Here is a 23,928-nt window from a genome sequence, read left to right on the forward strand (position 1 = left end):
ATTTAAAACCACCTTTTTTCAGGATAGGGAAATATCTTCTTACTTCGTCGCTAAACGAGCCCTTCCAATTTCATTATAAAAGTGAAAGCACAAATTGTCTTGTTTCCTGATCTACTTCTTCTATCAAAGCTAAACTTGGACTTTCAATTGTTTGATGGGAGAGTAGTGCCTTTTCAATTAGATCTTCAATTTGCAAAAACCGAATTTTGCCTTCCAAAAAGGCAGCAACGGCGACTTCATTGGCAGCATTCAAGACTGTCGGCATTGTTCCCCCTTGCTTACCAGCCATATAGGCAAACTGTAAACAACGGAACCGATCTAGATCCATTTCCTGAAAGTGCAATTTGCCAATACTTGCCAAGTTCAAACGGTTTGCCGATGGCAACGGCAGGCGATCAGGGTAGGAAAGTGCATATTGAATGGGTACTCTCATATCAGGTGTACCTAGCTGGGCAATGATACTTGAATCATGAAATTCCACCATGGAGTGAATGATACTTTCTTTGTGGAGCAAGACATCGATTTGCTCATATGGCATATCGAACAACCAATGTGCCTCAATTACCTCTAATCCTTTATTCATCATACTGGCGGAGTCAATTGTAATTTTTGCACCCATTGACCAATTAGGATGGTTTAAGGCCTCTTCCACGGTCACATATGCTAACTCGGTGCGTGTCCGGTCACGAAAGCTCCCTCCAGATGCCGTTATAATTAGTCTTTCAATATTTTTATCCTTTTCCCCCTGTAAGGCTTGGAAAATCGCTGAATGTTCACTATCAACTGGGAGTAAAGGCACATTATTCTTTTTAGCGGCTTCCATCACTAAGTGTCCTGCCGTCACTAGTGTCTCCTTATTGGCAATGGCGATTACCTTGCCACATTCAATCGCTTGTAAGGTAGGATGAAGCCCAACACTACCTAAAACGGCATTAACGAGGATATCCGATTTCTCATAAACGGCCACTTCGATCAACCCTTCATGTCCATAGGTTATCTTTGTTTGTGGAAATTCCGCTTTAAGTGTTTGACAATCACCATGGTCTTGCACTGAAACAAGCTCTGGTTTTAATTCAATAATTAATTGCCGTGCCAAGTTTATATTTTTCCCAACCGAAAAGGCTGATAATTTAAATTCAGTTGGATGCTCTCGAATAATATCAATGGTCTGCATCCCAACTGAGCCTGTTGCACCCAATAAACTAATAACTTTCAAAAATATTCAACTCCTATAAAAAGCACATACACATTTGTTCTGTTTATAACCAAAGGTGAAATAAGTTTAAAATCGGCCAGACAAATAAGAGACTATCAAAACGGTCAAGGATTCCTCCATGGCCAGGTAAGATCTTTCCTGAATCTTTCACATTAAAATGGCGTTTGAACGCTGATTGGACTAAATCACCAATTTGTCCAAAAACAGAAAGGACAATCGTTATTCCAATTAACGTCAGCATACCTGCAGAGATCTCCGTGAAAAGAACAAATAAAATAGCTACAATAACGGCGCAAACTACCCCACCTAATGACCCTTCAACGGTTTTATTTGGGCTGATTTCCGGCCAAAGTTTATTTCTGCCCATGGATTTACCAATAAAGTAGGCACCTGAATCCGTAGCCCAAATAATAAATAAAGAATAAAAAATATACACAAGACCAGCTTCACGTGTTTCCATAAAGAAATAGAAACCAATCCCAACATAAACTGCAGACAGAATAGAAAAAGATACATCTTCAAATGTAAAACGATTTTTGGTAACCACAGAATAGGCCAACAATAAAAGAATTATCACAATACCAAGTTCTGTTTTTGAATAATAAAAGCTGGTAAAAAAATGGTCGTATTGCTTAGGGAAAATGATAATCCACAAAAATAAAAGTGATAGTAAACCGTTTATTGAAAAAAGGTTAAATTTTTTCATTTTTAATAGCTCATACAAACCAATGGTTGCAAGAAAATACGTTAACAAAACAAATGGTAGACCACCATAAAATACAATTGGTAAAAATAATGCCGCTGCTACGACTGCTGTAATGATTCTTTGCTTCATCTACTAATTCAACACCTTTAAAGTTCTAAGGAAGGGATTGCTACTCCGCCTGTATGACGACACAATAAGCGCTTAAATTCCGCCGAAACGACGTTGGCGTTTTTGAAACACCTCAATCGCTTCTAGCAAATGTTCCTCATTGAAATCTGGCCATAATACTTCTGTAAACCATAACTCTGAATACGCCAATTGCCAAAGCATAAAGTTACTTAAGCGAATTTCGCCACTTGTTCGGATTAACAAATCCGGATCTGCAAAATCTGAAGTCATTAAATAGGATGAAAAGACTTCTTCATTTAAATCCGCTTCCTTTAGTATACCATTTTTACTATCATTTAAGACTAACTTTACTGCATCAAGGATCTCTGCTCTGCTTCCATAATTCAAGGCAAAGTTCAAAACAAGCCCATTATTATTTTTTGTTTCCTCAATAGCTTTTTCAATTGCCCTTAAGGTATGTACAGGTAACTGATCCTTATACCCCATCATTTTAACCTGAACATTGTTCTTAACTAATTCAGGGAGAAACGTTCCTAAAAATTCTGCCGGTAACTTCATTATGTATTCTACCTCGTTTTTCGGACGTTTCCAGTTCTCAGTTGAAAATGCATATAGAGTTAACGTCTTTACCCCAAGGTCATTCGCCAGCATCGTCGTTTTCCGAACAACCTTCATCCCTTCATGATGTCCGGCTATTCGCGGTAAAGCCCTCTTCTTGGCCCAACGTCCATTGCCGTCCATAATGATGGCAACATGCTCAGGAACAGGCAATTCTTTTATTTCATTTATTTTATCTCGGAGTGTGGAAGAGGTGGTTGACTTCTTCCATAGCCTAAATTTATTTAACATAACATTGCTCCTCAATTAGTTAATCATTTCCTCCGATAATAAATCAATCTAAACCATGTACAGCTATATGTAAAAGTATTTTAGAATAGATGTTTTTATCTTACCAAAAAACTAAAAAGATATCTCTATTAATAACTTATGTAAAACAAAAGGAATTAAGAATAATGTTCGGAAATCCCTAGGAATATCTTCACTATCTGAAGCCTCACAACAGTGAAAAAAAACCCCCTAAGAAGAGGGTCTATTCATGTGTCTACACTTCTAAGATTTCTTTTTCTTTCTCTTTCGTAATTTGGTCGATTTTTTGAATATTTTCATCCGTGATTTTCTGAATATCATCAGAATATCCACGAAGAGCATCTTCCGTAATTTCCCCATTTTTTTCTAGCTTTTTCAAATCATCATTTGCATCACGGCGAATGTTGCGAATCGCCACCTTTGCTTCTTCTGATTCTTTTTTGACTAGTTTCACTAGTTCTTTCCGACGTTCTTCTGTTAATTGTGGAATGGCAATACGAATCACAGTTCCATCGTTGGAAGGATTTAAACCTAAATCCGACTTTAAGATTGCTTTTTCAATATCGCCAAGAATAGATTTATCATAGGGTTGAATCACAAGTAGACGCGCTTCTGGTGTTGTAATCCCCGCCATTTGGTTCACAGGTGTAGGAGCACCATAATATTCAAACGTAAGACGATCAAGTAATGATGCGCTAGCTCTTCCCGCACGGATGCTGGCAAGCTCACGTGAATATGCTTGAATCGCTTTTGTCATACGATCTTTTGTAGAAGAAATAACTTGTTTTGGCATTAATTTTTCCCCCTAACAATTGTACCGATTTTTTCTCCCATAACTGCTCTTTTAATATTACCTTGTTCCATAATTGAGAAAACGATCAATGGAATATCATTATCCATACATAACGAGGAAGCAGTTGAATCCATGACTGCTAATCCTTCCTTAATAACATCCAAGAATGTGAGGTCATCATACTTAGTGGCCGTATCATCTATTCTTGGGTCAGCTGAATAAACACCATCGACATTATTTTTTGCCATTAAAATCACTTCTGCATCAATCTCCGCAGCACGTAATGCTGCAGTTGTATCTGTTGAGAAGTAAGGGTTACCTGTACCTGCTGCAAAGATTACTACCCTTTGCTTTTCTAAATGTCGCATCGCGCGTCGACGAATATATGGTTCAGCAACCTGGCGCATTTCAATCGATGTTTGTACACGTGATTCAATTCCTAATTGTTCTAAACTATCTTGAAGTGCTAGAGAATTCATCACTGTAGCTAGCATCCCCATATAGTCAGCAGTGGCTCTGTCCATGCCCATCTCACTGCCGATTTTCCCGCGCCAAATATTCCCTCCGCCGACAACGACTGCTACTTCAACACCAAGTTCCGCCACTTCTTTTACTTGTTCTGCAATTGACTTGATAACAGAAGGTTTAATTCCAAAGCTAGACTCACCAGCAAGTGCTTCTCCGCTCAATTTTAATACTACGCGTTTGTACTTAGGACCGCTCATATAAACCTCCATATGTATTTTTTAAGTACAAGCGCCTTGAATAGGCACTTGTACTTAACTATTTTTCAATGCTCGTTCTTCAAAAATAGGGAACACTCCGTGTCCCCTATTCAAAAACCTATTACAATAACATTCCCTTACAACATGTGTTAATTTTAGCTAGAGAATATTTGACTATTGTTTATTTACTTGGTTCATAACTTCTTCAGCAAAGTTATCTTCACGTTTTTCGATGCCTTCTCCTACTTCAAAACGTACGAATTCGCGAATGGTAGCTCCCTTTGACTCAACAAATTGACGAACCTTTTGATCAGGATTTTTAACAAATGCTTGGTCATTTACACAAACATCTTCAAAGTATTTACCAAGACGGCCTTCAACCATTTTCTCAACAATGTTAGCTGGTTTTCCTTCGTTTAGAGCTTGTTGAGTTAATACTTGACGCTCATGTTCAACTTCTTCTTGAGAAACTTGATCGCGAGAAACATATTTTGGTTTTAATGCAGCAATGTGCATTGAAACATCTTTTGCAGCAGCTTCGTCAGTTGTTCCTTCAAGAACAGTTAATACGCTGATACGGCCACCCATGTGAAGATATGCACCAAATGCATCATTATCCGTTTTTGCAACAACAGCAAAACGACGTAGAGTAAGTTTTTCACCAATCTTAGCAATTGCAGCATTGATATGGTCAGCAACAGTTGCACCATTTTCCATTGTTTGAACTAATGCTTCTTCAACAGTAGCTGGCTTGTTGTTTAATAAGTGAGATGCTAGCTCTTTAACAAGAGTTAGGAATCCTTCATTCTTAGCAACGAAGTCTGTTTCAGAGTTTACTTCAAGGATAACAGCCTCATTACCTGCTGTTACGATTGAAGTTAATCCTTCTGCAGCAATACGGTCAGCTTTGTTTGCAGCTTTAGCAATTCCTTTTTCACGTAAGAAATCAATTGCCTTATCCATATCACCTTCTGTTGCTGTAAGCGCCTTTTTACAATCCATCATACCTGCGCCAGTTTTTTCACGTAGTTCTTTAACCATTTGAGCAGTAACTGCCATAATAAATATCCTCCTTTAATCTATGTACTATACTCATATCATAGCCATTCACGCTTGAGATAAACATTTCTTAAAAAAAGGTGATAAAGGGTGCTCCCTCTTATCACCTTTTTTAATTACTACCCTATCTTACGCTTGTACTTCTTCGCCTTGTTTTGCTTCAAGAATCGCATCAGCCATTTTACCAGTTAAAAGTTTAACGGCACGAATAGCATCGTCGTTAGCAGGAATTACAACATCGATTTCATCTGGATCACAGTTTGTATCAACAATACCTACGATAGGAATGTTTAATTTTTTAGCTTCTGCTACTGCGATACGCTCTTTACGAGGGTCGATGATGAATAACGCATCTGGAAGTTGTTTCATGTCTTTAATTCCGCCTAGGAATTTTTCAAGACGTTCTTGTTGTTTCTTTAATTGAACAACTTCTTTTTTCGGTAATACTTCGAAAGTACCGTCTTCAGACATTCTTTCGATATCTTTTAAGCGGCTAATACGCTTTTGGATTGTTTCAAAGTTTGTTAATGTACCACCTAACCAACGTTGGTTAACATAGTACATACCAGAACGACCTGCTTCTTCTTTAACAGAATCTTGAGCTTGTTTCTTTGTACCAACAAAAAGAACAGTTCCGCCGTTACCAGCAAGTTCCTTAACCCAGTTATAAGCTTCTTCAACTTTTTTAACTGTTTTTTGTAGGTCGATGATGTAGATACCGTTACGCTCTGTGAAGATATATTTCTTCATTTTTGGGTTCCAACGGCGAGTTTGGTGTCCAAAATGTACACCAGCTTCAAGCAATTGTTTCATTGAAATTACTGACATGTTTCTTTTCCTCCTAATGGTTTGTTTGCCTCCGCCTCTATCATTTTTAAACAGAAACTGTTATTAACAGCACCGTCCGTTTAAATCAAAAGGCGTGTGTATTAACACCATGAAATAATATAGCACAAGAATTTAAAACAATCAAGTATTGTTGTAGAAAAATAATAAAATCCCCAGAATGAACTGGGGATTTATATTTTAGTTTGATCTTAATTTATCAAGTTCAACAAGGAACTTATCATTTAATACTTTAATATATGTTCCTTTCATACCAAGAGAACGAGATTCAATAACCCCAGCACTCTCAAGCTTTCTTAATGCATTTACAATAACAGAGCGTGTAATACCGACACGGTCTGCGATTTTGGAAGCAACAAGTAAACCTTCTTTGCCATTTAATTCTTCAAAAATATGTTCAATTGCTTCTAGTTCACTATAAGATAATGAACTAATGGCCATTTGAACAACCGCCTTGCTTCTTGCTTCTTCTTCAATTTCCTCTGCTTTTTCACGCAAAATTTCCATACCAACAACAGTGGCACCGTATTCACCGAGGATAAGATCATCATCTTGGAATTTCTCTTGCAATCTTGCCAAAATTAATGTACCAAGACGCTCACCGCCGCCAATAATTGGAACAATGGTAGTTAACCCTTCACGGAATAATTCGCCGTTTTCCACTGGAAAAGCTGTATATTGGCTATCAATATCAAGATTTGATGAAGTTTCTTGAATATTAAACAAACCTTTTGTGTATTCTTCAGGAAATTGACGATCCTCGAACATTTTTTTCATTCTTTCATTTTCGATTTGCTGATGTATTGAAAACCCAAGAAGCTTTCCACGACGGCTAACAATGTAAACATTAGCTTCAATTACTTCACTCAATACTTCAGACATTTCCTTGAAGTTCACAGGCTTTCCAGCCGCTTTTTGTAATAACACATTAATTCTTCTAGTTTTTGTAAGTAAATCCATCTGTTTCTTCCTCCTAATTGACTACAACCATTATTGAATTTTCACTCAATTAATACAATCTTTTCGATGTATTAGGTATTGATATAGAATGTGTTTATCGAGATTCGAAAAACAGACATTCTTAAAGGATAAATTGGGATAAATCTTTATTTTTAGAAATTGCACCAAGTTTATCATCAACATATTGTGGGGTGATAGAGATTTTTTCCATGGAGATATCTGGAGCTTCAAAAGATAAATCTTCTAATAGCTTTTCTAATATCGTATGGAGTCTTCTAGCACCGATATTATCTGTATTTTGATTCACTTCAAATGCTACTTCAGCAATTCTACGAATAGCATCGTCAGAAAATTCAATTTGTATACCTTCTGTTTCCAATAATGCTTGATATTGTTTAATTAAGGCATTATCCGGTTCAATCAAAATCCTGAAGAAATCCTCAACTGTCAGTTTAGTTAGTTCAACACGAATCGGGAAACGTCCTTGCAGTTCCGGAATTAAATCTGATGGCTTTGCCATATGAAAAGCACCTGCAGCAATAAATAAAATATGATCTGTTTTGATTGATCCATATTTCGTCACGACTGTTGACCCTTCTACTACTGGTAAAATATCCCGTTGAACACCTTCTCGAGATACATCTGCTGAAGATCCCCCAGAATTTTTACTTGCGATTTTATCGATTTCATCAATAAAAATAATTCCGGATTGTTCTGCTCGATAAATTGCCTCTGATGTTACCTCATCCATGTCAATTAACTTTGCAGCTTCTTCAGTTGTTAAAACCTTTCTTGCTTCGTGGACAGTTAATTTTCTTTTCTTCCGTTTTTTCGGCATTAAATTGCTGAGGGCATCCTGCATATTCATTCCCATTTGCTCAATGCCAGAACCTTGAAGCATATCAAACATAGACGGCGTTTGCTCTTCCACTTCGACCGTTACCATTTCATCTTCTAACTGACCGAGAGCTAGTTTTTCTTTAACAATTTTCCGTTTTTCTTGAACGGAATAATCTTCTTGATGTGTTTCTTGTTCTGAAGAGGAATTTCCGCCGCCAAATAACATTTCGAGTGGATTTTTATAACCAGAAGATTTTTTACCAGATGGTACAAGTAAATCCACTAGCCTGCTGTTTGCATTTTCTTCGGCTAGTTCCTTCACACTTTGCATCCGGTCTTCTTTCACTAAGCGAACGGAAGTTTCAGCTAAGTCTCTAACCATCGATTCAACATCACGACCAACATAGCCTACTTCTGTAAATTTAGTTGCTTCCACTTTAATAAACGGAGCACCAACAAGCTTGGCGATCCTTCTGGCAATTTCCGTTTTCCCAACACCAGTTGGGCCAATCATCAAAATGTTCTTTGGAATAATTTCTTCCCGGAGTTTATCATTCAATAATCCCCTTCTGTAACGATTCCGTAACGCAACAGCAACGGCTTTCTTGGCATCTTTTTGTCCAATAATATACTGATCAAGTCTTTCGACAATTTGACGAGGAGTTAAATTAGTTATTTTTCCCATTCTCTTCTATCTCCTTCCGTTATAGCTCTTCCACGATAATGTTATTGTTCGTATAAACACATATTTCCGCAGCTATTTCTAAAGAAGCTTTTGCGATTTCTTTCGCAGACAAGTGGTCACCAGCATATTTCTTCAGTGAGCGTCCTGCAGCTAAAGCGTAATTACCACCAGATCCAATCGCAAGAATACCATCATCAGGTTCGATCACTTCACCAGTACCGGACACAAGAAGCAGACTTTCTCGGTTCATAACAATTAACATCGCTTCCAACTTGCGCAGCATTTTGTCGTTTCTCCACTCTTTAGCGAGTTCGACAGCTGCTCTTTGAAGGTTTCCGTTATATTCCTCTAACTTTGCTTCAAACAGTTCAAATAGTGTAAAAGCATCAGCAACAGAACCGGCGAAGCCAGCCAATACTTTTCCATTAAATATCTTACGAACCTTTTTTGCTGTGTGTTTCATCACTACTGCGTTTCCAAATGTCACTTGGCCATCACCTGACATGGAGCATTCACCGTTATGATGGACTGCAAATATCGTTGTCGCGTGGAATTGATTCATGAAAATCTTCCTCCTTCTGGAGTAATTATCGTTAATAAACACATCTGGTATGTAAATAATGGGTTTAATTAATGGGTCGACATCAATAACTTCAACAAATGGATAAAACGAAATCACTGCAATCAAGTTGTTAATGTTCAATTGTTTATTTTGCGTAATTCCTCTTTATTTGTAAACACTCAAGCAGTAAATTTAATAAAAAATTCACATTTATCATACTATTCCCTGCCAAGAGCTACTAAATAGTAACACACTTCAACAGTCCATGCAATAAATTTTACAAAACTTTCACAAAGTTCTGAATTGTTTCCAGCGCCCGATTGGCATGCTGTAAATTTCTTTCCTGTTTCCCTTTTATTCTAACTGGCAGTTCAGGAAATAACCCAAAATTTGCATTCATCGGCTGAAAGTTATCAGGATTTGCGGTTGTAATGTAACGCGCCATACTTCCAATAGCCGTTTCAACAGGAAACTCCACGGTCTCCATGTCATTTGCTAGACGAGCAGCATTGATTCCGGCAATTAGCCCACTTGCTGCTGATTCAACATATCCTTCTACTCCAGTCATTTGACCTGCAAAAAATAAATCTTCGCGATTTCGGAACTGATAAGTGGCCTTTAAAACCTTAGGCGAATTAATAAACGTATTTCGATGCATGACGCCATAGCGAATGATCTCTGCATTTTCAAGACCAGGAATTAATTGGATAACTTCCTTTTGTGCCCCCCACTTTAAATGTGTCTGAAAACCAACAATATTAAATAAAGTTCCAGCAGCATCATCTTGACGAAGTTGCACTACTGCAAATGGTCTTTTCCCTGTTTTCGGGTCTTCTAAGCCAACAGGTTTTAACGGTCCAAAAAGCATCGTTTTCTTCCCTCTGCTCGCCATTACTTCAATTGGCATACAGCCCTCAAAAAAAACTTCTTTTTCAAATTCCTTCAAAGGCACCGTCTCTGCAGTAATGAGTGCTTCGTAAAACTGATTAAACTCCTCTTCTGTCATCGGACAATTCAAATACGCCGCTTCGCCTTTATCATAACGGGATTTTAAATATACCTTATCCATGTTAATGCTTTCTTTTTCTAAAATTGGGGCAGCAGCATCATAAAAATATAAATAATCTTCCCCAGTCAAGCTTTTAAGCTGTGCAGAAAGACCTGGACTTGTTAATGGACCCGTTGCAATAATAGTTGGTCCTTCAGGAATTTCCGTAACCTCTTCATTTACAACCGTCACATTTTCATGGTTTTTGACCATCTCTGTTACTTTAGCAGCAAATTCATGTCGATCTACCGCTAAGGCACCACCAGCAGGAACAGAACAGGCATCTGCAGCAGCAATGATGACTGAATCAAGTTTTCTCATTTCCTCCTTTAAGACCCCAACTGCATTCGTTAATGTATTGGCCCGCAATGAATTACTACAAACTAATTCAGCAAATTTATCAGTGTGATGAGCTGGTGTTTGTTTTACCGGACGCATTTCGTAAAGTCGAACCTTTACACCTCGTTTAGCAATCTGCCATGCAGCTTCACTTCCAGCCAAGCCAGCACCAATGACATTTATTGTTACGTCTTTCATTTAGTAACCTCCTGAATTTTTTCCTAAACCTATTGTTTCATTACATTTTGGTTAAAAAAGTACTTTATATATACCTTTCCCACAATTAAGTCCATCTTGCATTGTACTATACGAATGCAAAACAAAAAAGGTTTTTATTCTACATAGAGAAAAACTCACAATTGGCGAGCCCCCCAAGGGCGAAGACAAAGGCGTAGTTACTCTTATACGGGAAAGGAAGATTACTTGCCTATCGACAAATAAAAAGAGTGGAGTATCCCACTCTTTTTAACTCTGTTGTTCTTCCTTATAGTCACAAGCCGTACATTGAACCTGAACACCTTTTTTCAACTTCTTTTCTACTAAAAGACCTTCACATTTAGGACAGGGTCTTGGTAGTGGTTTATCCCAAGAGATGAATTCACATTCAGGATATCGAGTACAACCATAAAACAATCGTTTTTTCTTACTTTTTCTTTCAATTATCTGGCCTTCTTTACAATTGGGACAGGTAACACCAATTTCTTTCACAATCGGTTTCGTATTCCGACAATCAGGGAAATTACTGCATGCCATAAATTTACCATATCTACCCATTTTAAAAACCATTGGGTTTCCACAGTTTTCACAATCTTCACCAGCAGGCTCATCCTTAATTTCAATTGATTGCATTTCTTTTTCAGCTTTTTCTAAATGAGTTTCAAAATCACGATAGAATTCATCGATTATTTGTACCCAGCTAACTTTTCCATCTTCAACATGATCTAATCCCTGCTCCATTTTTGCCGTGAATTCTACATCAAGAATTTCAGGGAAGAATTCTAGAATTAGCTCATTAATAATTTCGCCTAGTTCAGTTGGGATAAAGCGTTTATTATCCAACGCAACATAGCCCCGTTTTTGAATGGTATCCAAAGTAGGTGCATATGTTGAAGGTCGGCCAATTCCCAACTCTTCTAACGTTTTGACAAGTCTTGCTTCCGTGTATCGTGGCGGTGGCTGTGTGAAGTGCTGTTTTGGCTCAATGTCCTTTTTAAACACTTCATCTCCTTCTTTAAGGTCTGGAAGCATTTTATTAGGCCCGTCTGCTTGATCATCTGATCCCTCAACATAAAGTTTCATAAAGCCGGGAAACTTTACTTTGGAACCGGTAGCTCGGAAGATAACATTTCCATTCTGCAAATCAACACTCATCGTATCCATAATAGCCTGTGCCATTTGACTTGCTAAAAAGCGTTCCCAAATTAATTTGTATAAACGGAGCTGATCACGAGAAAGAAATTCCTTCAGGCTGTTTGGATCCCTTAATGTACTTGTTGGACGGATTGCTTCATGGGCATCCTGCGCATTTGCTTGCTTTTTTTCTTTTCTTTGTTCTTCTTTTAAATAATTCTCGCCATATTCAGATTTTATATAACTCGCAGCCTCGGCTTGTGCAATCTCTGATATTCTCGTTGAATCCGTTCTCATATACGTGATAAGCCCAACTGTTCCTTCTTTTCCAAGCTCAATTCCTTCGTAAAGCTGTTGGGCAAGCATCATCGTTTTCTTCGCTCGGAAGTTAAGCTTTCTTGCTGCTTCCTGCTGCAAGGATGAGGTAATAAAAGGTGGTGCCGGGTTTCGACGACGTTCTTTTTTCGTCACTGAGATTACTTTGAATTTATTATCCTTTAATTGCTTTAACACTGATTGAACATCATCTTCGGATCCTAATTCCCTTTTATCTTGACCCACTAAGGAATAGAAAGCGGCGCTAAATTGATCTTTTCCCTTTAAAAATTCGCCTTCAATCGTCCAGTATTCTTCAGGCGTAAATGCTTTTATCTCTTTTTCTCTATCAATAATCAAACGTGTTGCAACTGATTGAACCCGTCCTGCACTTAACCCCTTTTTTACTTTTTTCCAAAGTAACGGGCTGATATTATAACCGACAAGCCGGTCTAAAATTCTGCGGGCCTGCTGAGCATCGACCAAATCCATATTAATTGGGCGCGGATGCTTAAAGGATTCTTTAATAGCATCCTTTGTAATTTCATTAAAAACAACACGGCAATCTGAGTGTATATCAACATCCAAGCTATGCGCTAAATGCCAAGCAATTGCTTCACCTTCGCGATCCGGGTCAGCTGCGAGATATACTTTTTTCGCCTTTTTAGCAGCCGTTTTTAATTCTTTTAAAACAGGGCCCTTGCCACGGATGGTTATATATTTTGGCTCAAAGCTATTTTCAACATTGACCCCCATTTGGCTCCGTGGCAAATCACGGATGTGTCCCATGGATGCTTTAACTTTATATTTGTTCCCTAAATATCGTTCGATTGTTTTCGCTTTTGCTGGCGACTCTACGATTACCAGAAATTCTGCCATTCAATATCCTCCTTAAGAGGGAAAGTGTGAAAGCGCCTCAAATTTGGCAATAGCCGCTTCTAAGTTGCTAACGATTTGAGAAGTTTTCCTAATTTCCAGTTTTAACAACTTTATCAGGAGAAAATACTTTACAAAACTTCTTATCCCAAATTTTTTCAATTATATATGTTAGTTACAATATTATTTACTGAGTCTCAATCTATTCTTACTTTATAAAAGTTATTATTGAATTTGTATAGGTAAAGAATCTCTACCACGTTTTTTGAACTTCTGTTGGAAAATGTATAACATAATAGAAAATTTTGCAACCTTTTTTAGCTAATTTCTCCATTTTATCGAAAAAACCTGCAAAAATAACCAGTTCAAAATAAGAATTTTGATTAATGATGATCGATTCTAATTTCCTCCAATATATCCTTAGCATTTGTGACAAGTTTTGCCCCTTGCTGGATTAGCTCGTTTGTTCCTCCTGAATATGGATTGAAAATACTCCCTGGTAAGGAAAAAACATCCCTTCCTTCATTAACGGCAAAATTAGCCGTGATCAGCGATCCACTTTTTCGCTTTGCTTCTATAATAAGCGTTCCAGCTGCTAAACCACTAATAATTCGATTCCGAGAGGGAAAATGCCACCTCTGAGGCTTTGTATCTGGTGGGTATTCTGAGAGGACAAGCTGAGTCTTCATCATGTTTACTGCAAGGCTGATATTTTCCTTTGGGTAAATATGATAGATGCCTCCAGCAATAACAGCGATCGTTTGCCCGCCATTTTTGATGGCATGTTCATGTGCTAATGTATCTATCCCCATTGCTAGCCCGCTAACGATAAGGACGCCTTGTTCAATAAGCTCGGGGAAGATTAATCGGATTGCATTTTTACCATACTGTGTTGCCTGACGAGAACCAACCACCGCAAGCTTTGGCTCCTTTTCTAGTAGTGTTAAATCACCTTTAGCAAATAATGCCCATGGCGGCTGGTAAATTTCTTTTAAATTATTGGGATATTCCTTATCAAAGATGGTAATGACTGCAATATCATTTGTTTTATATTGGCGAATTTGTTCATGAATAATTTCGGGATGAAGTAAGATCGAAGTTTGTGCGGAAGGGTTATCGTGGTTTATTGCTCGAACCAAGAAATTTTGTTGTTTGGATGTTGGTATTTGGAGCTGATATAAAGACTGAAGTGTGGGATCTCTCTTTAACAAGTTAAAAACAAAGGTCCAAGAAACGTTTGGGTAGTGTAACAAATGAATCAGCTTTTCTTTGAAATCGTCCATTTAATAACAAACCTCCATTTATTTTTTTGAATGGACAAATAGCCCCTCTCTATTGAGGGACTATCTGTCATCATCAAGTGTTGTTTTCGATTAGTGGGTTTTACATTTTTCATAAAGGCCTTGTTCTTTCAATACCCCAATTAAAGTTTCTCCCATCACTGATGGTGTATCCGCCACTTTAATACCACATTCATTCATGACGCGAATTTTTTCATCTGCAGTGCCTTTTCCGCCCGAAATAATCGCACCAGCGTGACCCATACGCTTTCCAGGAGGGGCTGTACGGCCGCCAATAAAACCAACAACTGGTTTAGTCATGTTTGCCTTCACCCATTCAGCAGCTTCTTCTTCAGCAGTGCCACCGATTTCACCAATCATAATAACAGCGTAGGTTTCAGGATCTTCATTAAATGCTTTTAGAACGTCGATGAAATTTGTTCCATTCACTGGATCTCCACCGATACCAACCGCTGTAGTTTGACCAAGTCCTGCTTGTGTAAGCTGGTGTACAGCTTCATATGTTAATGTTCCGGAGCGGGAAACTACGCCAACATGTCCTTTTGTATGAATGTAGCCTGGCATAATCCCAATTTTACACTCATCTGCCGTAATAACTCCCGGGCAGTTAGGACCTACTAAACGTGTCTTCTTGCCTTCCATATAACGTTTTACTTTTACCATATCCAATACAGGAATATGCTCAGTAATACAAATAACAAGATCTAACTCAGCATCAACTGCTTCAATGATAGAATCGGCAGCAAATGGAGCTGGAACATAGATAACCGAGGCATTAGCACCAGTAGCTTCAACCGCATCTTTGACTGTGTTAAAGACAGGTACACCTTCTACTTCTTGACCGCCTTTACCAGGAGATGTACCGCCGACAATTTTTGTTCCATATTCAAGCATTTGCTTTGTATGAAAACGGGCAGTTCCGCCTGTAATACCTTGAACAATAACTTTCGTATCTTTATTAATAAAAACGCTCACGTTAATTCCCCTTTCTCTTGATCCTATTTCACTAATGAAACGATTTTTTGTGCGCCATCAGCCATGGATTCAGCAGCAATAATGTCTACACTTGACTCAGCAAGAATTTTCTTCCCTAAGTCAACATTTGTTCCTTCTAAGCGAACAACAAGCGGCACACTTAGTCCGACTTGCTTAGCTGCTTCTACAACACCCTCAGCAATAACATCACACTTCATGATTCCACCAAAGATATTGACAAAAATACCTTTTACGTTTGGATCAGAAAGGATAATTTTGAATGCCTCTGTAACTTTTTCCGCTGTTGCGCCGCCCCCAACATCAAGGAAGTTAGCGGGATCACCGCCATAATGTTTAATAATATCCATCGTTGACATAGCAAGTCCGGCACCATTAACCATACAGCCGATATTTCCATCTAAAGCAACATAGCTTAAATCATATTTAGATGCTTCGATTTCTTTTGCATCTTCTTCTTCTAGATCCCGATATGCTAAAACATCCTTTTGACGATATAATGCATTAGAATCAAAATTTAATTTTGCATCTAGTGCCATTACTTTTCCATCACCCGTAACAACGAGTGGATTGATTTCAGCAATAGAACAATCTTTTTCAATATAGGCATTGTATAAGCCCATCATAAACTTTACAGCTTGATTAACTAACTCATTTGGTATATTAATATTGAAAGCAATCCGGCGTGCTTGGAACGGCTGTAGGCCGATGGCAGGATCAATTTCTTCTTTGAAAATTTTCTCTGGCGTTTTAGCTGCAACTTCTTCAATTTCCGTACCGCCTTCTTCTGAAGCCATTAAAACAACATGTGAAGTGGCACGGTCTAATACTAGACCAACATAGTATTCCTTTTTAATATCACAGCCTTCTTCAATCAGCAAACGTTTCACTTCTTTGCCTTCAGGGCCTGTTTGGTGTGTTACTAACGTTTTACCTAGGATTTCGCTTGCATATGTACGAACCTCTTCAAGGTTTTTCGCAACTTTTACTCCGCCGGCTTTCCCCCGTCCGCCTGCATGAATTTGCGCCTTAACTACACATACCTGTGTTCCTAGTTCTTGTGCGGCCTCAACTGCTTCTTCAACCGTGAATGCCACTTTTCCGTTAGGAACGGCAACCCCATATTTTCTGAGGATCTCTTTCCCTTGATACTCATGGATATTCATTTCCCATCCTCCTATCAAACTCTTCAAAAAATTGACTCCGTTTTCATTTTATATAATGACACAAACCTTGTCCACCATTAAGCAAAAAAATTATATTCATCTTTCAAAAATTCAGAAAAGTTAATGGCTAAATCCACCATTTAATAAGGATTTTCCATATCAAACAACCGTTAATATTTTTTTACAAAACAAAAAAACAGGCACTAACCTGTTTTTTATTTGCTATATAGTATTTTCATATAATCTTTTACTGGTGCAAAGCTTTTACGATGATAGGAGGTAATCCCAAACTGCTTTATCGCGTCAATATGTTCTTTTGTTCCATATCCCATATTCTGCTGGAAACCATAGTCGGGATATGTAATTGAAAGTTCCTTCATCAACTCATCTCTTGCTACCTTTGCGACGATTGAAGCAGCGGCAATCGAAATGCTTTTTGCGTCCCCTTTAAAAATTGACTCTGATGGGTATGGTGTCTCAAGCTTCATTGCGTCTATTAACAAAAAATCTGGATTCGGTTTAAGTGAGGCCACGGCTGCATTCATTGCTTTTTTTGTCGCTTCATAAATATTAATCTCGTCAATTACATCTGCATGAATCATCGAAATACTGTAAGCTATTGCTTCTCTGCGAATAATTATATCGTATTCTTGGCGTCTCTTTTCCGACAGTTTTTTTGAGTCATCAATCCCGGCTAGATAAAAGTCCCCTGGTAGGATAACGGCAGCAGCCACAACTGGACCAGCAAGTGGTCCTCTTCCTACTTCGTCAATTCCGGCAATGAATCGGAATCCTTCAGCACGACATTTTCGTTCAAAGTGATTCATTTCATCAAATTTAACTTGTAATTTTTTTTCTTGTTCCCGTTGTCTCTTCCATTTTGTTAAGCATCTCTGAACTCCTTTTCTTTCATCATTTCCAAGTTCCTCAAGAAAAGGATTAGAATCATCTAAAATGGTGTCCAATTTTGCTTCAATTTCTGCGATTGATAATCTTTTCATCTGCTTCACCTGTTTTTGTTCGAAAAATATAGCTCCCCAAATGGAGAGCTAGTTTTGATTTTGAGTTAATTTTGAACATCTGCTAATTGAAAATCCGTTGGGCGTTCAAAAGATAAGCGGCCAAATTTCTCAGAGCGGATTTCCCTGATGACTAATTCTGAGACTTTATCGTAATCAACCATTCCTCCGCCCGCGAGACAGCCTCTAAGCTTGCCGATATGGTCAAATAACTCTACCACATCATCCGGAATTTCAGTAAGCTTATAACGCTCTTGAAAGCGTTCTGGATAGGCCCGTTGCAGAAATGATAACGAATAGATAGTTAAGTCCTGTAAATTCAATAAAGTATCTTTAATCGCTCCTGTGATGGCCAGCTTCATTCCAACCTCTTGGTCTTCAAATTTTGGCCATAGGATTCCTGGAGTATCGAGCAGTTCCATTTCTTTTCCTACTTTAATCCACTGTTGTGATTTTGTTACTCCTGGGGTATTTCCTGTCTTAGCAATATTTTTCTTTGCTAATCTATTAATCAGAGTTGATTTACCAGCATTTGGAATACCAACTATCATCGCCCGAATAGCTCTTGGATTCACACCTTTTGCTCTAAGGCGATCAAACTTTTCTTTCAAAATTTCATTGGAGGCCTGGACAATACTTTTCATGCCCTCACCTGCTTGGGAATTGATTGCCAACGCCTTTATGCCTTTTTCCGCAAAAAAGGCAATCCATTCTCTTGTTACTTCTTTATCTGCCATATCGGCTTTATTTAATAAAACCAATCTAGGTTTATGTTGAATAATTTCATCTATCATTGGATTTCTTGAAGAGTACGGAATTCTCGCATCCACTAATTCAAAGATGATATCAACTAATTTTAACTTTTCCGTGACCTCTCTGCGAGCCTTTGCCATGTGGCCAGGAAACCATTGGATCGTCAAAGCGCCACCTCCTATTTCTATTTCACGGTTACAATATGAGCATCTTTAATCGGCCAAAAAACAATACTTGTCTTACCGATGACTTTACTCATTGGTACGGTTCCGATATGCCTTGAGTCTTTACTGAACCGGCGATTATCTCCCATGACAAACAGTTCACCTTTTGGAACAGTTTTACGACCAATCTTTTCTTCTAAAGTAAACGAGCCTGTTAATGGGCCGTCCTCTACTTGCTTTTTATATTCGTCTAAATAAGGTTCCTTATACGCCTTTCCATTCACATATAACGTATCATCTTTATACTCAATAGTATCACCAGGAAGTCCGATTACACGCTTTATGTAATCCTTTTTCTCTGGAGCATGAAATACAATTATATCAAAACGCTTGGGTTCCCCAATCTCATAACTGAATTTGTTCATGATCATTCGATCTTGATCTTTCAATGTTGGCATCATTGATGCACCATCAACAACAATTGGAGCAAAGAGAAAGTACCGGATGACGGCAGCTAAGATTACCGCAATCAAGAGGGCCTTCGTCCATTCCCATAATTCGTTTTTCTTTTTTGTCATACACTGTCCCCACCAATCACTTATAAAAAAATGTTTTATACAGCCTATTTTACATAACTTAAACATAATTAACACGATGGGATAACGCATTTTAATCAAACTTTAATCATTTGTTTAAAAAATAGTAACAATTTGATCAATCTGATTCATATAATTTACAATCATTGGCATTGTTATGTATAAAAAAAGAGCCTGCTCTCGAGCAAGCCCTCTCTTTTTCATATTATCGAATCTCTTTAATTCTTGCTTTTTTACCGCGAAGGTTACGCAAGTAGTAAAGCTTAGCACGGCGAACTTTACCGCGACGAAGTACTTCTAGCTTCGCAATTTTTGGTGTGTGTACTGGGAAAGTACGCTCAACGCCTACTCCGTAAGAAATTTTACGAACTGTAAAAGTTTCGCTAATTCCACCACCACGACGCTTAATCACTACGCCTTCGAATAACTGAATACGCTCGCGAGTACCCTCGATAACTTTAACGTGTACACGTACAGTATCACCAGGACGGAACGAAGGTAGATCAGAACGAAGTTGTTCTTTTGTGATTTCTTCGATTAATTTATGCATCGTTTTCAACTCCTTCCAACAGATGCTCATGCACATCATATTTCCTTAAATCTTGCAGCGGAACATCGTTATAAGACTTCCTTCTGATAGTATATCAGCTCAAGTCACAAGAAGTATCATACCATATTTATTGTGAGCCCGCAATATTACTCGTAATCTTTTTTTACTTCTTTTAGCCATTTCTCTTGTTCTGAGGTTAATTGGATGTTTTCAAATAAATCAGGCCGTCGTAATAGTGTTCTTCGTAATGCTTCTTTATTACGCCATTCTTCTATTAGCTTATGATTTCCTGATAGTAAAACATCCGGAACTTTTAGCCCACGAAAATCTGCTGGTCTTGTGTAATGAGGATGTTCTAAGAGCCCTGTACTAAATGAGTCCTTCATATGGGACTCCTGATTACCTAATACCTCCGGTAATAATCGCACAACGCTGTCTACTACAACCATTGCTCCCAGCTCACCGCCAGTCAATACATAATCACCAATTGATATTTCGTCTGTTACGACATGCTCTCGAATTCGTTCATCATAGCCCTCATAATGTCCGCAAATGAAAATTAAGTGCTCCTCTTTGGCCAGTTCCTCCGCCTTTTTTTGCCCATATCGTTCCCCTTGCGGACAAAGAAGGATAACCCGTGGCTGCTTCTTGCTATTGGCTTGTTCCTTAAGTGCCGTAACTGCATCAAAAATAGGCTGTGGTTGTAGTACCATTCCTGCCCCGCCGCCATAGGGGTAATCATCAACTGTAGAGTGTTTGTTATCCGCATATTCTCGAAAATTAACGACATTATAATGGACGGCAGATTTCTCCGTTGCCTTTTGCAAAATGGATTGTCCAAATACTCCTGAAAACATCTCTGGGAATAAGGTTAGAATATCAATCTGCATCATGAAAGTAACCCTTCCATTGGATCGATTAAGATCACTTTCTCCTTAACATCTACTTTTTTGACTACCTCATCAATATAAGGAATGAGGATGTCCTTACCCCCTTTTCCTTTGACAACCCAGACATCATTGGCACCAGGAGATAGAATTTCATATACCTTGCCAATTTCCTCTCCACTTGTTGTTGCAACAAGACAGCCAATAATTTCATGATAATAAAATTCATTTTCCTCTAATGCACCTAACTGTGTATCAGGAACTTTCAAAATTCCATCTCTGAATTTTTCTACTTCATTGATATTTGTAAAGCCTTCAAATGTAAGTAGTTCAAAGTTTTTATGAGTGCGGTGACTTTTGACTGTTAGTTCAATTGGCTGATTTGAATTCGGCATAAATAAATATAAGACATTACCTGATTTATACCTTTTCTCAGGGAAGTCCGTTTTGGAAATAACACGAACTTCTCCTTTAATACCTTGCGTATTGACAATTTTTCCGACATTAAACCATTTTTCCATTTTTCACACCTCTAGCGTATATCTTCTATTATTCCGTCCTTAATAATAATGATAGGTTGCCCAAGCCGCTCGTCCCATATGTCACCAATCTTGATTTCTGTAAGCGCCTGGACTTCCCTTTCTTTCATTTCACTGCCTAACGGTAGGATATGTAGTTGTTCAATTTGAAACTCAACTAGTTTTATTTTTTCCATGCGTGTTTGAATTTCTTTTTCAAATTGTGATTTTATGGCAGTAGGTGGCAATGTTTTTGTTTTCTCCATCCGCTTCATTTCGAACTGAAGCTGATTGCATTCCTTTGTCAACTGGAGAATTTTCGCCTTGAATTTTTCATGAAGATCCTGTCGACTCTTATCAGTTAATATTTGTTTCACCACAACAGTTTGAATAAGCTGCAAAAGATTCGCCTCCCCGCGTTCTTAAAGAACTTTGAGATTGTCTAGCTACAGCGCCTAGGGGCTCGGGATCATAAGCCAATCCGTCAAGAAGATTAAAGAACAATCTTCTCGCCGGCTCGTCTTATGCCTGTCGCCCCTGAGCAAGGCGCTTTCGCTTTTCGTATAGCAAAAAAGGGAGGAAATGATTCCTCCCTTTTATCTCGATGCAAAAAGCTATTCACCAATCTCTAGAAATATTTTCTTTTGTTGTGATGATCCTGCTGCATATACAACAGTTCTTATGGCCTTTGCAACACGCCCTTGCTTGCCAATTACTTTTCCCATATCTGTTTTATTCACAGATAGCTGGTAGATAACACGGTGGTCATCTTCCATGACATCCACTTGAACATCTTCAGGAAAATCAACAATGGGCTTAACAATCGTTTCGATTAATTGTTTCATAATCGCCTACGATTACTTGTTTAATTTTGCATTATGGAATTTTTCCATGATGCCTTGGTTCGAGAAAAGGTTACGAACTGTATCAGATGGTTTCGCACCGTCTTTTAACCATTTAAGAGCTAATTCTTCGTTAATTTCAACTAATGCTGGCTCAGCAACTGGATTGTAAGTTCCAACTGTTTCAATGAAACGGCCATCACGTGGTGAACGAGAATCTGCTACAACAATACGATAGAAAGGAGTTTTATTTGCTCCCATACGTTTTAAACGAATTTTAACTGCCATTTTAAATAAGCACCTCCGAATAGTTTCACACAAGATAGTATAATATCAATTATTAAATCATTTGTAAAGTGTTTTTTCTTTACAGTCATTATTACCAATTTTTATCAGAAAAATTCAAGATCTTTTTGACCTTAGATCAGCATTCTGCATAGTACTATCGTACTATGTTTTTAGGTTAAAACGGTTTAAATGGAAATTTAAATCCGCCTTTTTTCTTCCCTTTTTGCTGCATTCCGGTCATTTGCTTCATCATTTTTTTCATATCTTCAAACTGCTTTAGCAAACGGTTAACCTCCGTGACAGAACGACCGCTGCCTTTGGCAATCCGATTCTTCCGTTTTGCATTTAAAATTTCTGGATTGTTTTTCTCTGCCATGGTCATTGACCTGATGATTGCTTCTACATGACCAATTTGTTTTTCATCAATTTGAAGATTATTCAAACCCTTGATTTTGTTTGCACCAGGCATCATTTTTAATAATTCATCCAGAGGACCTAGATTTCGAACTTGACCGAGCTGTTCCAAAAAGTCATCGAGCGTAAATGTTGCTGTCCGCATTTTTTGTTCTAACTCTTTTGCCTTTTGTTCGTCAACATTTGCTTGTGCCTTTTCAATCAATGTCAGCACATCACCCATGCCTAAAATTCTTGAAGCCATCCGCTCAGGATGAAACGGCTCCAATGCATCCATCTTCTCGCCAAGACCGACAAATTTTATCGGTGTTTGCGTGACAGCACGAATAGAAAGGGCTGCTCCACCTCTTGTATCCCCATCAAGCTTTGTTAAAACAACTCCAGTTAAACCAAGCTGTTCATTAAAACTTTGGGCAACGTTGACAGCATCCTGACCGGTCATGGCATCGACAACAAGAAAAATCTCATCTGGTTTAGTAAGCTCTTTAATGTCCTTTAGCTCGTCCATTAAGGTCTCATCTACATGAAGTCTTCCGGCTGTATCAATTAAGACATAGTCATGGTGTTCCTCTTTTGCCTTGGCAATGGCCTGCTTGGCAATTTCCACTGGACTAACTTGATCGCCAAGGGAAAAAACAGGCATATCTAATTGTTTACCAAGAGTTTGAAGCTGCTTGATGGCGGCTGGACGATAAATATCTGCAGCAACAAGCAATGGGCTTCGATTATACTTCTTACGAAGCAAGAGCGAAAGCTTACCAGTTGTCGTGGTTTTACCTGCCCCTTGTAACCCAACCATCATAATAACGGTCGGCGGCCGATTTGAGGCAGCGATTATACTTTGCTCGCCCCCCATTAACGCAGTCAATTCCTCATTGACAATCTTAATGATCTGCTGGCCTGGAGTTAGACTTTGCAATACTTCTTGCCCAACTGCTCGTTCACTGACTTTTTTAACGAAATCTTTAACGACTTTGAAGTTAACATCCGCTTCAAGTAAGGCAAGACGAACTTCGCGCATCATTTCTTTTACATCCGCTTCCGAGACCTTCCCTTTTCCGCGGATTTTTTGAATTGTATTCTGCAGTCGGTCGGCTAATCCTTCAAACGCCATTCATGCC

At 38.4% G+C, this 23,928-nt stretch carries 25 protein-coding genes; all 25 read right to left on the bottom strand.

Features of this window, described 5'->3' with window-relative positions; all coding sequences use genetic code 11:
• Window positions 1–73 precede the first annotated feature (73 nt).
• Window positions 74–1,216 carry a 1-deoxy-D-xylulose-5-phosphate reductoisomerase gene (gene dxr / locus TY15_RS02650; RefSeq protein ID WP_040205003.1) on the bottom strand — a complete coding sequence of 381 codons (1,143 nt, stop codon included), beginning with the start codon at window positions 1,214–1,216 and terminating at the stop codon, window positions 74–76.
• Window positions 1,217–1,259: 43 nt separating this feature from the next.
• Entirely contained in the window at window positions 1,260–2,051 is a 792-nt protein-coding gene (locus TY15_RS02655; RefSeq protein WP_040205001.1) for a phosphatidate cytidylyltransferase, read from the bottom strand.
• 72 nt (window positions 2,052–2,123) lie between these two features.
• Window positions 2,124–2,900 carry an isoprenyl transferase gene (locus TY15_RS02660; protein ID WP_040204999.1) on the bottom strand — a complete coding sequence of 259 codons (777 nt, stop codon included), beginning with the start codon at window positions 2,898–2,900 and terminating at the stop codon, window positions 2,124–2,126.
• Window positions 2,901–3,153: 253 nt separating this feature from the next.
• On the bottom strand, window positions 3,154–3,711 hold the full coding sequence (gene frr, locus TY15_RS02665) for a ribosome recycling factor (protein WP_040204997.1): 558 nt from the start codon (window positions 3,709–3,711) through the stop codon (window positions 3,154–3,156).
• A complete protein-coding gene (gene pyrH / locus TY15_RS02670; protein WP_040204994.1) occupies window positions 3,711–4,436 on the bottom strand; it encodes a UMP kinase in 726 nt (241 codons plus the stop codon). The genes frr and pyrH overlap by 1 nt, the downstream gene beginning before the upstream one ends.
• A 174-nt stretch (window positions 4,437–4,610) precedes the next feature.
• On the bottom strand, window positions 4,611–5,495 hold the full coding sequence (gene tsf / locus TY15_RS02675) for a translation elongation factor Ts (protein WP_040204992.1): 885 nt from the start codon (window positions 5,493–5,495) through the stop codon (window positions 4,611–4,613).
• Window positions 5,496–5,624: 129 nt separating this feature from the next.
• Window positions 5,625–6,323 (bottom strand): 30S ribosomal protein S2, encoded by a 699-nt coding sequence (rpsB, locus tag TY15_RS02680; protein ID WP_040204990.1) that lies wholly within the window; start codon window positions 6,321–6,323, stop codon window positions 5,625–5,627.
• Window positions 6,324–6,521: 198 nt separating this feature from the next.
• Window positions 6,522–7,301, bottom strand: a complete 780-nt coding sequence (gene codY, locus TY15_RS02685) for a GTP-sensing pleiotropic transcriptional regulator CodY (protein WP_040204987.1) — start codon at window positions 7,299–7,301, stop codon at window positions 6,522–6,524.
• A gap of 121 nt (window positions 7,302–7,422) precedes the next feature.
• Entirely contained in the window at window positions 7,423–8,826 is a 1,404-nt protein-coding gene (gene hslU / locus TY15_RS02690) for an HslU--HslV peptidase ATPase subunit (protein ID WP_040204986.1), read from the bottom strand.
• 19 nt (window positions 8,827–8,845) lie between these two features.
• Window positions 8,846–9,388: an ATP-dependent protease subunit HslV gene (hslV, locus tag TY15_RS02695; RefSeq protein WP_040204983.1), complete on the bottom strand. Its 543-nt coding sequence runs from the start codon at window positions 9,386–9,388 to the stop codon at window positions 8,846–8,848.
• A gap of 277 nt (window positions 9,389–9,665) precedes the next feature.
• The gene (gene trmFO / locus TY15_RS02700; protein WP_040204982.1) at window positions 9,666–10,973 is read right to left on the bottom strand and encodes an FADH(2)-oxidizing methylenetetrahydrofolate--tRNA-(uracil(54)-C(5))-methyltransferase TrmFO; all 1,308 of its coding nucleotides are present in this window, start codon (window positions 10,971–10,973) and stop codon (window positions 9,666–9,668) included.
• 267 nt (window positions 10,974–11,240) lie between these two features.
• Window positions 11,241–13,319 (bottom strand): type I DNA topoisomerase, encoded by a 2,079-nt coding sequence (gene topA, locus TY15_RS02705; protein ID WP_040204980.1) that lies wholly within the window; start codon window positions 13,317–13,319, stop codon window positions 11,241–11,243.
• A 380-nt stretch (window positions 13,320–13,699) separates the two neighbouring features.
• Window positions 13,700–14,599, bottom strand: coding sequence for a DNA-processing protein DprA (gene dprA, locus TY15_RS02710; protein ID WP_040204979.1), 900 nt, complete (start codon window positions 14,597–14,599; stop codon window positions 13,700–13,702).
• Between the two features lie 90 nt (window positions 14,600–14,689).
• Window positions 14,690–15,592: a succinate--CoA ligase subunit alpha gene (sucD, locus tag TY15_RS02715; RefSeq protein WP_040204978.1), complete on the bottom strand. Its 903-nt coding sequence runs from the start codon at window positions 15,590–15,592 to the stop codon at window positions 14,690–14,692.
• A 23-nt stretch (window positions 15,593–15,615) separates the two neighbouring features.
• Window positions 15,616–16,776 carry an ADP-forming succinate--CoA ligase subunit beta gene (gene sucC, locus TY15_RS02720; RefSeq protein WP_040204977.1) on the bottom strand — a complete coding sequence of 387 codons (1,161 nt, stop codon included), beginning with the start codon at window positions 16,774–16,776 and terminating at the stop codon, window positions 15,616–15,618.
• A gap of 215 nt (window positions 16,777–16,991) precedes the next feature.
• Window positions 16,992–17,777: a ribonuclease HII gene (locus TY15_RS02725; RefSeq protein ID WP_040204975.1), complete on the bottom strand. Its 786-nt coding sequence runs from the start codon at window positions 17,775–17,777 to the stop codon at window positions 16,992–16,994.
• Between the two features lie 65 nt (window positions 17,778–17,842).
• Window positions 17,843–18,715 (bottom strand): ribosome biogenesis GTPase YlqF, encoded by an 873-nt coding sequence (gene ylqF, locus TY15_RS02730; protein ID WP_040204973.1) that lies wholly within the window; start codon window positions 18,713–18,715, stop codon window positions 17,843–17,845.
• A 17-nt stretch (window positions 18,716–18,732) separates the two neighbouring features.
• On the bottom strand, window positions 18,733–19,290 hold the full coding sequence (gene lepB / locus TY15_RS02735; RefSeq protein WP_040204971.1) for a signal peptidase I: 558 nt from the start codon (window positions 19,288–19,290) through the stop codon (window positions 18,733–18,735).
• Window positions 19,291–19,513: 223 nt separating this feature from the next.
• Complete coding sequence (rplS, locus tag TY15_RS02740) at window positions 19,514–19,858, bottom strand: 50S ribosomal protein L19 (protein WP_040204970.1); 345 nt, start codon at window positions 19,856–19,858, stop codon at window positions 19,514–19,516.
• Window positions 19,859–20,004: 146 nt separating this feature from the next.
• Window positions 20,005–20,748, bottom strand: a complete 744-nt coding sequence (gene trmD / locus TY15_RS02745; RefSeq protein WP_179301738.1) for a tRNA (guanosine(37)-N1)-methyltransferase TrmD — start codon at window positions 20,746–20,748, stop codon at window positions 20,005–20,007.
• Window positions 20,748–21,266: a ribosome maturation factor RimM gene (gene rimM / locus TY15_RS02750; protein ID WP_040204968.1), complete on the bottom strand. Its 519-nt coding sequence runs from the start codon at window positions 21,264–21,266 to the stop codon at window positions 20,748–20,750. Before rimM ends, trmD begins: the two co-directional genes overlap by 1 nt.
• Window positions 21,267–21,277: 11 nt before the next feature.
• On the bottom strand, window positions 21,278–21,664 hold the full coding sequence (locus TY15_RS02755) for a YlqD family protein (protein WP_040204966.1): 387 nt from the start codon (window positions 21,662–21,664) through the stop codon (window positions 21,278–21,280).
• 213 nt (window positions 21,665–21,877) lie between these two features.
• Entirely contained in the window at window positions 21,878–22,108 is a 231-nt protein-coding gene (locus tag TY15_RS02760) for a KH domain-containing protein (protein WP_040204964.1), read from the bottom strand.
• Window positions 22,109–22,120: 12 nt separating this feature from the next.
• Entirely contained in the window at window positions 22,121–22,393 is a 273-nt protein-coding gene (rpsP, locus tag TY15_RS02765; protein WP_040204963.1) for a 30S ribosomal protein S16, read from the bottom strand.
• A gap of 175 nt (window positions 22,394–22,568) precedes the next feature.
• Entirely contained in the window at window positions 22,569–23,921 is a 1,353-nt protein-coding gene (gene ffh, locus TY15_RS02770) for a signal recognition particle protein (RefSeq protein ID WP_040204962.1), read from the bottom strand.
• Window positions 23,922–23,928 lie beyond the last annotated feature (7 nt).

The organism is Neobacillus jeddahensis (assembly GCF_000612625.1).
In the GTDB taxonomy this organism is placed as follows: Bacteria; Bacillota; Bacilli; order Bacillales; family Cytobacillaceae; genus Neobacillus; species Neobacillus jeddahensis.